A 488-nucleotide genomic window follows, 5' to 3' on the forward strand; every position below is an offset into this window, starting at 1 on the left:
GTGTAATGGTGCTTGATGATGAAGACCGTGAAAACGAAGGCGATATGATCTTCCCGGCAGAAACCATGACCGTTGAGCAGATGGCGCTGACCATTCGCCACGGTAGCGGTATTGTTTGCCTGTGCATCACTGACGATCGCCGTAAACAACTCGATCTGCCAATGATGGTAGAAAATAACACCAGCGCCTATGGCACCGGTTTTACCGTGACCATTGAAGCAGCTGAAGGTGTGACTACCGGTGTTTCTGCCGCTGACCGTATTACGACCGTTCGCGCAGCGATTGCCGATGGCGCAAAACCTTCAGATCTGAATCGCCCAGGCCACGTTTTCCCACTTCGCGCGCAGGCAGGTGGTGTACTGACGCGTGGCGGTCATACTGAAGCGACTATTGATTTGATGACGCTGGCAGGCTTTAAACCGGCTGGTGTGCTGTGTGAGCTGACTAATGACGATGGCACGATGGCGCGTGCACCAGAGTGCATTGAG

At 53.9% G+C, this 488-nt stretch carries 1 protein-coding gene; it reads left to right on the forward strand.

What is annotated here, in order from left to right; translation table 11 throughout:
- Positions 1–488 (forward strand): 3,4-dihydroxy-2-butanone-4-phosphate synthase (gene ribB, locus ACNFOC_RS55195; RefSeq protein WP_521987310.1); only part of this gene is annotated, 488 nt, incomplete at both ends.

Source organism: Streptomyces colwelliae (assembly GCF_048158785.1).
In the GTDB taxonomy this organism is placed as follows: Bacteria; Actinomycetota; Actinomycetes; order Streptomycetales; family Streptomycetaceae; genus Streptomyces.